This is a genomic window from Vicinamibacterales bacterium (genome assembly GCA_035699745.1).
Lineage (GTDB): Bacteria > Acidobacteriota > Vicinamibacteria > Vicinamibacterales > 2-12-FULL-66-21 > JAICSD01.
Map to the genome: position 1 here is coordinate 78,208 of DASSPH010000016.1, position 11,893 is coordinate 90,100.

The following is an 11,893-nucleotide window of genomic DNA, read 5'->3' on the forward strand; positions in this document are numbered from 1 at the left end:
CGCTGCATGACGTTGCGGTCATCGGCGCCGGTCCCGCGGGACTCACCGCCGCTCGCGCCCTCGCCGCCGCCGGCCACCACGTCGTCGTTCTCGAAGAGCACGAAGCGATCGGCGTTCCGGTGCACTGCACCGGCGTCCTCGGCGCCGCCGCCTTCGACGAATTCGACATCCCCCGAGACACGATCCTCAGCACCGCGCACCTGGCCCGATTCGTCGCCGCCGACGGCAGCGACGTCGCGGTCGACGCGGAGAACGCGCGGGCGGCGGTCGTCGATCGCGCGCGCTTCGATCAGGCGCTGGCCAGCGCCGCACGTGCCGCCGGGGCCGAGCTGCGCAGCGGGTCGCGGGTCCGCACGATCGAGATTGGCGGCGCCGCCGTCACGATCGGCGTGGACGGCGCCGCAGCGGTCAGCGCGCGCGCGTGTGTGCTCGCCTGCGGCGCCAACTACCGCTTCAATCGCCAGCTCGGTCTGGGAGCGCCGCGGCAGTACGTCCAGAGCGCGCAGCTCGAGTACCCGCTCGAGGGGCCGGACGCGGTGGAAGTGCACCTCGGCCGGGAAGTGGCGCCGGGCGGCTTCGCCTGGCTGGTGCCGTTCTCCCGGGCGGGGCGCTCGCACACCCGCGTCGGCTTGATGTGCGAGTCGCGCGCGCTGCACCGCTTTCGCGAGTTCGCGGCGCGGATGCGGGCCCGGTTCGACGCCGACGCGTCGAGCTGGCCCGACCCGCGCCTCAAGATCCTGCCCCTGGGCCCGGTGTCGCGGACCTATGCGACGCGGCTCGTCGCCGTGGGTGACGCCGCGGGTCTCGTCAAGCCGACGACCGGCGGCGGCATCTACTACAGCTTGATCAGCGGTCAGATCGCCGCCGAGACGCTGGACGAGGCGCTGCAGGCCGACGACCTGCGCGACATCCGGCTCCGCCGCTACGAGCAGGACTGGCGCGCCCGGCTCGGCGCCGACATCCGCATCGGCCTGGCGTTCCGCACGCTGGCGTCGCGCATGAGCGACCGCGCGATCGACGCCGTCGTCGAGCTCGCGCGCGTGGACGGCATCATCCCGCTGCTGCGGCAGACCGCCGACTTCAACTGGCACCGCCAGTCGGCGCTGGCGCTCCTGCGCCACGCCCAGTTCCGGAAGATCCTGCTCTCGTCGCTCTGGCGCTAGCTTTCGCCGCCGTGACCGACTCCCTCCTTCGTGACGGCGACTACGCCCGCAAGCAGCTCTATTGCCCGAGCGGCGTCGTCCGCTGGAGCCACGGCAGCCGCTTCGATCTCGCCCGCCGGCTCGTTGCCCGGCGTGCCGGCGGCCGGCTGCTCGACTACGGGTGCGGCGACGGGACGTTCGTCGCCATGGTTCACGACAACTTCCGCGAGGTTTGCGGATGGGACGTCGATCCGGGGCAGGTGGCCGCGTGCCGCACGCGGCTCGGCCGCCTTCCCGGGACGCGATTCGAGGTGGCGCCGGCGGCGGTTGCGGCGCCCGCTCCGGACGCGCGCTGGGACGTCGTCACGTGCATGGAAGTGCTGGAGCACTGCCTCGAACCCGAGCGCCGGCGGGTGCTCGACGTGCTTGCCGCGCTCGTCCGCCCCGGCGGCCTCGTGGTGATCAGCGTGCCGATCGAAATCGGTCCGAGCGTCGCCGCCAAGCAGCTGTTCCGCGCCCTCGCGGGCCTGCGCCGCCTCGGCGACTACCGTCATCGCGAGCGCTATTCGCCGATCGAGATGCTGCAGTCGGTGCTCGGGATGCGCGTTGCCCGGATCGCGTTCGAAGGGCGAAGCAGCAGCGGGCCGTACCAGTACTACGGCCACAAGGGCTTCGACTATCGCGAGCTTGCCGCCGAGATCGCCGGGCGCTTCACCATCCGCGAGCAGTTGTTCTCGCCGATGCCATGGCTCGGTGCCGCGTTGAACAGCCAGATCTGGTTCGTCTGCGAATCCCTCATCCCTGATCGCTGATCCCGGATCGCTGATCCCGGATCGCTGATCCCGGATCCCTGATCGATCTACTCGTCGCGCAGCAGCGTCACGGGATCGACCCGGGCGGCGGCACGAGCGGGGCGCCAGGTCGAGGCCAGCGTCGTGCCGACGAGCAGACCCAGCACGAGCGTCCGCGTGATCGGATCCCGCCCGGTCACTCCATATTGCAGCGAGCCGATCAGGGATCCGAGCGTTCCGGTATGGGCCGCACTTCGCGAGGGTTGTGCGGCAGCGGCTCGTGCTGTTCCTCCGCGGCGCTGAACCAGTCGCTCAGGCGGAAGAGGCGCCCGCGCCGCTTCGGCACCACGTCGTGCAGCTGCTCGAGGATCGTGATTGCCTCTGACAGCGTGGAGACGACGCCGATGCCGCGGTTCAAGGCGAGCGTCCGCGCCGCCGGATCCGGCTCGCGGAGCATCAGCAGCGCCTTTGTCGGGCCGGCGCCGATCACTTCGGCGCAGTTGATGATCTGGTCGTCGACGATCAGATCGAGGCGCAGGCCGTTGGCCACTTCACCGCGCGAGCCCGGCACCGTCAGGACCGCAGGCAGGTAGTAGCCGAAGCGCTCGATCCACCACTGGGTCTGAAACTGCACCGAGTCCCCCGCGCTCGGCGGGCGCTTGGTCATGAAGAAGATCTCCCACCCGGTGCTCCGCATCAGCCCGTAGAGCCGCGCGATCTGCGCCGGCTCGTAGGCCGGCACGTCCATCCACCAGTTCGGCGTCCTTCCGATGTGATCCCAGACGCGGCGGATGTCGTCGGCGGTGAGCGGCGCGCGCGATTGGTCGTCGTCTGCGTCTTCGCCGACGCGCTTTCGCAGGCATCGCTCCGCCGTCTGGCGGAACGCCGTCCGGAAGTCGGCGAGCACGCCGTCCATGTCGAAGCCGACGCGCAGACTCACGCGCCACCCTGCCGATCGGCGCGGATCGGCGCGTGCACCACGATCGCGGCGAGCACCGCCGCCAGCAGGGCGTTGGCGGGGGTCGTCACCCCCGTTTCCCACACGCTCTGCGCGGCGGCGCCGGCGAGACCGCAACACGCGCCCGCGCGCACGTAATACATGGCGGAGGTGTCGCGTCTCATGGCCGCGGCGGCCGCGCGGAGCCAGGCCGACAAGCCCATCAACAGCGGAATGCCGAGCAGCAGGCCTCCCTCGGCCGCGAGCTGCAGGTAATGGTTGTGCGCCTGGTTGAACCGGACCTCCAGCGCCGAGCGCTGGTACAGCAGCATGACCGTTTCATACGTGCCCGCGCCGGTGCCCGTCAACCAGAAATCACGGACCACCGGGAGCGTGTCCCGCCAGATGGCAATCCGTCCGGCGATCGAGATGGGAGCGGCGGCCAGCCGCGCGCCGAGGGCCGACGGGTCGACGCGGACGAGCGCCGCGGCAGCGGCAAGGAGCAGCCCGGCGGCGACCCAGCGCTCCGGCCGCCTGCCGGTCGTGCCTCCGCCGGCCGGCCGGAGCCAGGCGGCCAACGCCAGCGCCGCGCCAAGCCCGAACAGCGCCGAGCGTGAGAGCGTGACGGCGAGCGCCACGATCATGAACACCACCGCGGCCGTCAGCCAGATCGTCCGCGAGTCCGTCAGGTCACGCAGCCGCGACCAGCGGCGTTCGCCGCCGCTCGCGCGATGGTGCACCGCCGCATGCGCGGCCAGATAGCCGAGCACCAGCGGAACCGCGAGCACGACCCACGTGCCAAAGTGGTTGCGGTTCACGAACGGCCCGAAGGGATCCGCCCCCTCCTCGATCGGCCGCCAGCGCCAGTACATCAGCCCGCCGCCGGTCGCCTCCTGAGCCAGCCCGATCGCCGAGACGATCAGGCCGATCGAGGCGATCGCACGAACCACGCGGCGCACCCCGCCGTTCGCGAACACATGCCGGGCGGTGATGAACGTCGCCAGCGCGCAGCCGGCGACGATCGCCGCCCAGATCCCGCCGGCGACGTCGAGCGAGAGCGGCAGCGTGCGCGGCACCGCCAGCGCGAGACGCTCCCAGGCCCCGCGCGCATGGGGCGACAGCAGTCCGGCGACGCGCTCGGGGAGCGGCACGAGCTGAACGAGCTCGAACGCGAACGCCGCACTCAGCCAGACGTCCGCCGATCCGCGATCACGGAGATCGGGCCGCGGCCGGTACATGACGAGGAGAACGGCGCAGAGGAGAGCGGGAACGGCGAGCGTTCGCAGGTACACGCCGGCGAACGCGAACGTGGAAAACGCGAGCAGCAGCGCCAGGAGCGAAGGACCGAACCCGGAGCCCGGTTCGCTACGCTGCGCCTTGCGTCGTGCCCGGTCCGTAGTAGCTCTTGTACTGGTAGCCGTAGTAGCGCGAGTAGTAGTACTTGTTGCGGTTGAAGTCGACGCGGTTCAGCACCGCCGTGAGGCTGCGCGGACGGCTGGTCCGCAACGTCTCGATGGCGCGCTCCGCGTGGGCCCGGCGGGTCATCTCGGATCCGATCACGAACACCACACCGGACACCCGCGGCGCCAGAATCACGGCGTCAGTCACGGCGAGCACCGGCGGCGTGTCGATCACCACCCAGTCGAAGGGGCCGGTCTGCAGGTTCTGCAGGAAGCCGTTCATCCGCTCGGACGCGAGCAGCTCCGAGGGGTTCGGCGGCGTCCGCCCGGCGGTGATGACGACGAGATTCGGTTCGGCGGTGCGCTGAATCGCCTCCCGCACGCGCGCCTGGCCGGTGAGCAGGTGCGACAGCCCCGTACCGTTCTCCATCCCGAGCGTCTTGTGCAGACCCGGCCGGCGCATGTCGGCGTCGATGAGCAGCACCCGCGACCCGCCGAGCGCCAGCGCCATCGCCAGGTTTGCCGCCGTGGTCGTCTTTCCCTCGAGCGGCTGGCTGCTCGTCACCGCGATCACGCGCGTGTGCTCGCTGCCGGCGGTGAACACCAGCGACGTCCGCAGCGATCGAAACGCTTCGCCGAATTCGTGCGGCACGGTCTCGGAGAGCACCGGGACGCGATCGCCCTTGATCGCCGGCACCAGACCGAGCAGCGGCAACCGCAGCCGCCGCGTGATGTCCTCGGGCACCTTGACGGTGTCGTCGAGGTACTCGATGCCGAACGCGAGGCCGAACGCGACGACCACGCCGGCGAGCAGCGCGGTCAGCCAGTCCTTGCGCGGATTCGGCGAGATCGGCGCCTTGGGCACCTCCGCCTGCTCCATCACCTGCACGTTGTTCGCGCGGCTGTTGGCGACGACGCTGAGCTCCTTCTGCTGCGTCAGCAGCTGGTTGTACAGCGTGCGATCCGTCTCGGCCTTGCGCTGGAGAATCTTGTAGTCTCCGCCCTTGCGCTCGAGATCCACGGACGCCGACTTCGCCTCCTCCAGCGCGCCGGCGTAGTTGCTCTCCTCCAGCCGCGCCGCGTTGAACTCGTTGCGCGCCGTCTCGATCACGCTGCCGCGCGCCGCGACGAGCTGCCGCCGCGCCGCCGCCACCTCGCTCTCGGCCGCCTTCAGCGCCGGCCACTCCGGGCCGTAGCCCTGGGCGACCAGCGCCGCCCGCTCCCCTTCCGCCTTGAGCAGCGCGTTCTTCGCGCTCACCACGCTGGCGTTGTTGCCGATGGCGGGAAAGTTGTCGCTCGCATCCTCCTTCGGATCCGCGTTCCGGATCTGGTTGTAGAGGGTTTCCCTGGTGAGGCGGGCACCGCGCGCGCGCGTCAGCTGATCGTTGACGTTGGTCAGCCGTGCCGTGACGATGTTCTGTTTGTCGTCGAGCGACTGCGCGTTGTTCGACTCGCGATACTGCGACAGCGCCGCCTCGCTCTTCGTCAGGATCTCTTCCTGCCGCGCGAGCTCGCCATCGATCCACTTGAGGCTGGTCTGAATCGTGTTCAGCCGCAGATCCAGATTCTGTCTGGTGTACTCGTCCGCCAGCGCGTTGGCCGCCTCCGCGGCGAAGCGCGGGTTGTGATGACGGTAGATGATGGTGACGAGCCGCGTGCCCTGCTCCGGGACGACGTGGACGCCGCCGAGGAATGCGCTGATCAGACCGGAGAGCCGCTCGTCTTCATCCGGCGCCGGCCTGGCCTGCTCCGCCTCCGGCGGCTTCGCCACCAGCGAGCGCACCCACGAACCCGCCGACGCGCGCGCCTGCCGCATGATCGAGAGCGGATCGCGCGGCCGCGGCGCGCTGCCGCTGAAATCGGGATGCTGCGCCAGACGCAGCCGCTCGACCACCCGCCGCGCGAGCCCGCGGCTCTGCAGGATGCTGTACTGCGTCTTGTAATACTGTTCCGCGTCCTGCCAGAACGCCGGGTCGTTCGACGTGATGTTGGCGACCGACATCGTCCGCTCGTCCTGGATCTGGACGCGCGCCTGCGCCTGGAAGACGGGCGTCGTCGAATAGGTCTGCAGCATCATCAACGCAATCACGAGCACGAACGCGGTGCCCGCGAGGCGGCGATGCTTGAAGACGGCGTTCAGGCGATCGAGCAGATGCACCGGCTGTGACGACCCGGAGGACAGCGACGGCGTGGGGACGTCCGTTCCGACGTTGGCCGGCAGGTCCTGGGCGTCGAACATCTGATTGCGTGCGGCTCAGCGACCGGCCGATGCCGGACGACCCGCAGGAGCGAGCGCCGTGATCCCTTGACTGGCAGCGCTGGAGGCGACGGCGGCCGCCGCGTTGGCGAAGAATCCGGAAAACCAGGAACCCGGCGCGGCGAGGCGGACGAAGGTGACGACGCTCTCGCCGGAGGCGACGCTGAACAGGTGCCCGATCGCCAGGACCGAGCCGGACGCGTTCACCAGCTCCACCGCGTAGCTGCCCGCGGCGACGTTGCCGAACGCGAACTGCCCGTTCTCGTTGGCCTGCGTGACGGCGGCGATCCTCCCGGTGGTGATGTCGCGCAGCCGCAGCCTGGCGTGCGGGATCGCGCTGTTGTTCGCCGTCCAGGCGTGCCCCTGGATGGCGCCGAGGGCGCCGGCCGGCGCGCCGCCTGCCACACCCGCGGCAGAACCCGCGATCAGCAGCACAAACGCCGCGATCAGCGCATTAAGTCTTACCATGAACAGACTCTGGGACACCGTATGATACCCGACTTCTGTATGCCTCCGGCGGAAAGTCTGCGGAGCGGGCGACAATTACAGATTCGTAAGCAGGGAGGTGACGCGTGAAGCGCGCCCGCGAAGGGTGGCGCGGCTGGGACGATTACGCCGCATTCTACGACTGGGAAAACGCGCAGACCGTGCAGCGGCGGGACGTCCAGTTCTGGGAGCGGCTCGCCGCCGCGGCCGATGGCCCGGTGCTCGAGCTCGGATGCGGCACCGGCCGCATCACCGTGCCGGTCGCCCGCGCCGGCGTCCGGATCGTGGGCGTTGATCGATCGCTGCCGATGCTGGATCGCGCGTCGCGCAAGCTGCGCCGTGCGCGCGTTGCCGGGCGCGCCGCCCTGGTCCGCGCCGACATCCGCCATCTGCCGTTCCGCCGCGGGCGGTTTCCGCTGGTCATGGCGCCCTACGGGATTCTCCAGTCGTTGACCCGCGAACGCGACCTGACCGCGACGCTCGACGCCGTCGCGCGCGTGCTGCCGAAGGGGGGCCGCTTCGGCATCGACCTCGTTCCCGATCTGCCGCGCTGGTCCGAATACCAGGCGCGCCGCACCCTGTCGGGCCGCATGGGGCGGCAGACGACGGTGTCGCTCGTCGAGTCGGTGACGCAGGACCGCGCCCGCGGCCTGACCATCTTCGACCAGCGCTACCTGACGTCGCGGAACGGCGCGCGGCGGCAGCACCGGTTCACCCTGACGTTCCGCACCCTGTCCATCCGGCAGATGACCGGCCGGCTGGAGCGCGCGGGCTTCGCGATCGACGCGGTGCTCGGGGATTATCGGGGAGGCCCGTGGGACGCCCGCGCCGACGTCTGGGTCATCCTCGCCAGCAAGCGCTGAAAGTGCTAGGATCATCCGTCATTTTCTTTAGACTTTTCGGGGGTTTCCGCCATGTCCGGCCATTCCAAGTGGCACACAATCAAGCATAAAAAGGGTGCGGCCGACGCGAAGCGCGGCAAACTCTTCACGCGCATCATCAAGGAACTCACGGTCGCGGCCAAGAACGGAGGCGGCGACGCCGACAGCAACCCGCGCCTGCGCACCATCATCGCGGAGGCCAAGTCGGTCAACATGCCGGCCGACAACATCAAGCGCGCCATCCAGCGCGGCACCGGCGAGCTGCCGGGCGTCTCGTACGAAGAGATCACCTACGAGGCCTACGGCCCCGGCGGCGTGGCGATCATGATCGAGACGCTCACCGACAACAAGAACCGCACCGTCGGTGAAATGCGGCACACCCTCACCAAGCACGGCGGGAACCTCGGCGAGGCCAACAGCGTCGCCTGGATGTTCGAGAAGAAGGGTTACATCGTCGTCGAGAAGAGCAAGGCGGACGAGGAGAAGCTGCTCGCCGCCGCGATCGACGCCGGCGCCGACGACATGCAGGACGACGGCGACAACTGGGAAGTGGTGTCGTCCCCCGAGAGCTACCAGGCGGTCCTCGACGCGGTGAAGGGGCTGGGCATCGAGCCTGCCGCGGCGGAAATCGCGCTGCTGCCGAAGAACTACATCAAGCTCGAAGGCAAGGCGGCGCAGGCGATGATCAAGCTGATGGAAGTGCTCGAGGAGCACGACGACACGAAGAAGGTCTATACGAACGCCGACATCGAGGAGAAGGAGATCGAGGCCTCGCTGGCGTGAGACCGCGGATGACGCGGAGTACGCGGACCGCGCCGTGATCATCTTCGGCATCGATCCGGGTTCGGAGCGCACCGGCTACGGCTGTATTGCCAGCGACGGCCGCCGGCACCGCCTCGTCGCCTGCGGTACGCTGTCGGCCCCCGCCGGCAGCCCCTTCGCCGATCGGCTGCACGCCATCCATTCCGGCCTCGTCGAACTGCTCGCCGCGCATCGTCCCGACTGCGTCGCCATCGAGAACATCTTCCACGCCCGCAACGTGCGCAGCGCGCTGAAGCTCGGGCACGCGCGCGGCGTCGCGCTGCTCGCCGCGTCCGCCGCCGGGATCGCCATCGTCGAATACACGCCGGCCGAGGTCAAGCGCGCGGTGGTCGGCTTCGGGCGCGCCGAGAAGCCGCAGGTCGCGCAGATGGTCAAGCTGCTCCTCGGGCTGGACGCGCCGCCGTCGCCGCACGACGCCGCCGACGCCGTGGCGATCGCCATCTGTCACGTGCACAGCAGCCACGGGGCGGCGGCGCAGGCGCGCCTGCAGTCGCCGCCGGCGACCGTTCGCAGCTGGAGACACTACCGACCGTGATCGCGCGGCTCAGCGGCACGGTGCTCGAGAAACATCCCAATCGTGTCGTGGTGGACGTGGCCGGCGTCGGCTACGACGTGCAGGTGCCGCTGTCCACGTTCTACGGCCTCGGCGAGCCGGGCGCGGGCGTGACGCTGCGCGTCCACACCCACGTGCGCGAGGACGCGATCGCCCTCTACGGATTCGCCTCGCCGCTCGAGCAGGATCTGTTCGAGCGGTTGATCGCCATCAGCGGCATCGGCCCGAAGCTCGCGCTCGCGGTGTTGTCCGGGATCGATCCGGGCGAGCTGGTGCGCGCGATCCGCACGCAGGACGTCGCGCGGCTGACGCGCATCCCCGGCGTGGGGAAGAAGACGGCCGAACGGATCGGCCTCGAGCTGAAGGATCGGCTGCCGCATGCAGCGGCGGGCGCGCAGCCCGAGGCGCCCGAGGCCGGAACCGGACTTCGCGACGATCTGCTCTCCGCCCTGGCCAACCTCGGTTACCAGCAGGCGGCGGCCGGCAAGGCGGTGGACGCCGTGCTGAAGAAGACGCCCGACGCGACGTTCGAGCAGGCGCTGCGCGACGTCCTGCGTGGGATGATGAAGTAGCGGTATGAGTGACGATCGCGTGCTCAGCACGTCGCCTCTCGACGACGACGTCCGGTATGAAGCGGGGCTGCGGCCGCGATCGCTGGACGAGTACATCGGACAGGATCGCGTGCGCGAGCAGCTGCAGGTGGCGATCGCCGCGGCGCGGCAGCGCGACGAAGCGCTCGATCACGTGCTGCTCTACGGCCCTCCGGGCCTCGGCAAGACGACGCTGGCCGGCGTGATCGCGCACGAGCTCGGCGTGCCGATCCGGCCGACCGCCGGACCGGTCATCGAGAAGCCCGGCGATCTGGCGGCGATGCTGTCGAACCTGCAGGCGAAGGAAGTCCTGTTCATCGACGAGATCCACCGGATGGCGCCGGCGATCGAAGAGATCCTGTATCCGGCGATGGAGGACTACGAGCTGGACATCATGATCGGGCAGGGGCCGAGCGCCCGATCGGTCAAGGTGCCGGTGCATCGCTTCACGCTGATTGGCGCGACGACGCGGACCGGGCTGCTGACCTCGCCGCTGCGCGCCCGGTTCGGCATCGTCCACCGCCTGGATTTCTACGGCGACGCCGACATCCTGGAGATCGTGGTGCGGTCGGCGCGGATCCTCGGCGTCGAGATCGAGGTCGACGCGGCCCGCGAGATCGCCCGCCGCGCGCGCGGCACGCCGCGGGTCGCCAACCGCCTGCTGCGCCGGGTGCGCGACTACGCGCAGGTCCGCGCCGACGGACGCGTCACGCTGGAGGTGGCGCGGCGCGCGCTGCAGATGCTCGAAGTCGACGAGCACGGCTTCGACGAAGTCGACCGGCGGCTGCTGCGCGCGATCGTCGACAAGTTCGGCGGCGGTCCCGTCGGCGTCGCCAGTCTGGCGGCGGCGCTCAGCGAAGAGCGGGACGCGCTGGAGGACATTCACGAGCCGTTCCTGATCCAGGCCGGCTTCCTGGAGCGCACGCCGCGCGGCCGCGTGGCGACGGCGCGCGCCTACGAGTACTTCGGCCTGACCGCCCCGCAGAGGGACAGACTTTGGTAAAGACGGACATCGGCCGGATCGCGCCGGCCCGACAGATGCGCCCGGTGAAGATCTCGGGCCTTGCCACCTACGTTCCGCCTCGCGTGCTGACCAACGCCGATCTCGAGAAGCTCGTCGCGACGACCGACGAGTGGATCCAGCAGCGGACCGGGATCCGCGAGCGGCACATCGCGGAGCCGGGCGTCGGCACCTCCGAACTGGCGGCGGTCGCCGCCGAGGGGGCGATGGAGGAGGCCGGTCTCACCGCCGCCGACATCGGCTTCATCGTCGTCGGCACCACGACGCCGGACATGATCTTCCCGAGCACGGCGTGCCTGCTGCAGAACAGGATTGGCGCCAGCCAGGCGTGGGGGTTCGACCTCGGCGCCGCCTGTTCCGGGTTCACCTACGCGCTGACCACGGCCATGCAGCAGGTGGCGACCGGCGCGTGCGATCACGCGCTGGCGGTCGGCGCCGACGTGATGTCGAGCATCATCGACTACACCGATCGGACGACCTGCGTGCTGTTCGGGGACGGCGCCGGCGCGGTGATCCTCTCGCCGGCCGAGGAAGGCGAGCCGCACATCATCGATTTCGCGCACGTGGTGGACGGCAGCGGCGGTTCGGCGCTGTGCATGCCGGCGGGTGGCAGCCGGATGCCGGCCTCGCACGAGACCGTCGACAAGCGCCTGCACTACGTGAAGCAGGAAGGGGGAACGGTCTTCAAGTTCGCGGTGAAGAACACCGAGGAGATCGCCCGGCGCCTCCTCGAGCGGAACGGCATCGACACCACCGAGCTCGATCTCTTCGTCTCGCACCAGGCGAACCGGCGGATCATCGAAGCGGCCGCCGAGCGTCTCGGGCTCGGCCCGGAGCAGGTGATCATCAATCTCGACAAGTACGGCAACACCACCGCAGGAACGATCCCGCTCGCGCTCGCCGACGCGCGTGCCGAGGGGCGTCTCAAGAAGGGGGATCTCGTCCTGCTCTGCTCGGTGGGGGCCGGTTTCACCGTGGGCGCGGTGCTGCTGCGCTGGAGCCTGTAGTCGCGC

General features: G+C 70.0%; 12 protein-coding genes and 1 pseudogene. 8 read left to right on the forward strand and 5 right to left on the reverse strand.

Annotated elements, in window-relative coordinates:
* Nucleotides 1-5: 5 nt before the first annotated feature.
* Together VFK57_02890 and VFK57_02895 are read left to right on the forward strand one after the other, a co-directional pair.
* Nucleotides 6-872: pseudogene (locus tag VFK57_02890) on the forward strand (geranylgeranyl reductase family protein).
* 302 nt (nucleotides 873-1,174) lie between these two features.
* A complete protein-coding gene (locus VFK57_02895; protein ID HET7694627.1) occupies nucleotides 1,175-1,954 on the forward strand; it encodes a class I SAM-dependent methyltransferase in 780 nt (259 codons plus the stop codon).
* A gap of 47 nt (nucleotides 1,955-2,001) precedes the next feature.
* On the opposite strand, the gene VFK57_02900 is transcribed toward VFK57_02895, so the two are convergent.
* From VFK57_02900 to VFK57_02920, 5 genes are all read right to left on the reverse strand, one after another.
* Nucleotides 2,002-2,133, reverse strand: coding sequence for a hypothetical protein (locus VFK57_02900; protein ID HET7694628.1), 132 nt, complete (start codon nucleotides 2,131-2,133; stop codon nucleotides 2,002-2,004).
* Nucleotides 2,134-2,153: 20 nt separating this feature from the next.
* The gene (locus VFK57_02905; protein ID HET7694629.1) at nucleotides 2,154-2,873 is read right to left on the reverse strand and encodes a hypothetical protein; all 720 of its coding nucleotides are present in this window, start codon (nucleotides 2,871-2,873) and stop codon (nucleotides 2,154-2,156) included.
* A complete protein-coding gene (locus VFK57_02910; protein HET7694630.1) occupies nucleotides 2,870-4,162 on the reverse strand; it encodes an O-antigen ligase family protein in 1,293 nt (430 codons plus the stop codon). Before VFK57_02910 ends, VFK57_02905 begins: the two co-directional genes overlap by 4 nt.
* Nucleotides 4,163-4,235: 73 nt before the next feature.
* A complete protein-coding gene (locus VFK57_02915; GenBank protein HET7694631.1) occupies nucleotides 4,236-6,509 on the reverse strand; it encodes a polysaccharide biosynthesis tyrosine autokinase in 2,274 nt (757 codons plus the stop codon).
* 15 nt (nucleotides 6,510-6,524) lie between these two features.
* A complete protein-coding gene (locus VFK57_02920) occupies nucleotides 6,525-6,995 on the reverse strand; it encodes a carboxypeptidase-like regulatory domain-containing protein (GenBank protein ID HET7694632.1) in 471 nt (156 codons plus the stop codon).
* 104 nt (nucleotides 6,996-7,099) lie between these two features.
* On the opposite strand from VFK57_02920, the gene VFK57_02925 reads away from it, so the two are divergent.
* Genes VFK57_02925 through VFK57_02950 form a run of 6 tightly spaced genes read left to right on the forward strand, consistent with a single transcriptional unit; the run spans nucleotide 7,100 to nucleotide 11,887 of the window.
* Nucleotides 7,100-7,876, forward strand: a complete 777-nt coding sequence (locus VFK57_02925) for a class I SAM-dependent methyltransferase (GenBank protein HET7694633.1) — start codon at nucleotides 7,100-7,102, stop codon at nucleotides 7,874-7,876.
* Between the two features lie 51 nt (nucleotides 7,877-7,927).
* On the forward strand, nucleotides 7,928-8,677 hold the full coding sequence (locus VFK57_02930; protein ID HET7694634.1) for a YebC/PmpR family DNA-binding transcriptional regulator: 750 nt from the start codon (nucleotides 7,928-7,930) through the stop codon (nucleotides 8,675-8,677).
* 34 nt (nucleotides 8,678-8,711) lie between these two features.
* On the forward strand, nucleotides 8,712-9,251 hold the full coding sequence (gene ruvC / locus VFK57_02935) for a crossover junction endodeoxyribonuclease RuvC (GenBank protein ID HET7694635.1): 540 nt from the start codon (nucleotides 8,712-8,714) through the stop codon (nucleotides 9,249-9,251).
* Nucleotides 9,248-9,841, forward strand: a complete 594-nt coding sequence (ruvA, locus tag VFK57_02940) for a Holliday junction branch migration protein RuvA (protein ID HET7694636.1) — start codon at nucleotides 9,248-9,250, stop codon at nucleotides 9,839-9,841. Before ruvC ends, ruvA begins: the two co-directional genes overlap by 4 nt.
* Nucleotides 9,842-9,845: 4 nt before the next feature.
* Nucleotides 9,846-10,862 carry a Holliday junction branch migration DNA helicase RuvB gene (ruvB, locus tag VFK57_02945; GenBank protein HET7694637.1) on the forward strand — a complete coding sequence of 339 codons (1,017 nt, stop codon included), beginning with the start codon at nucleotides 9,846-9,848 and terminating at the stop codon, nucleotides 10,860-10,862.
* Nucleotides 10,856-11,887, forward strand: coding sequence for a beta-ketoacyl-ACP synthase III (locus tag VFK57_02950; protein HET7694638.1), 1,032 nt, complete (start codon nucleotides 10,856-10,858; stop codon nucleotides 11,885-11,887). Before ruvB ends, VFK57_02950 begins: the two co-directional genes overlap by 7 nt.
* Nucleotides 11,888-11,893: the final 6 nt, after the last annotated feature.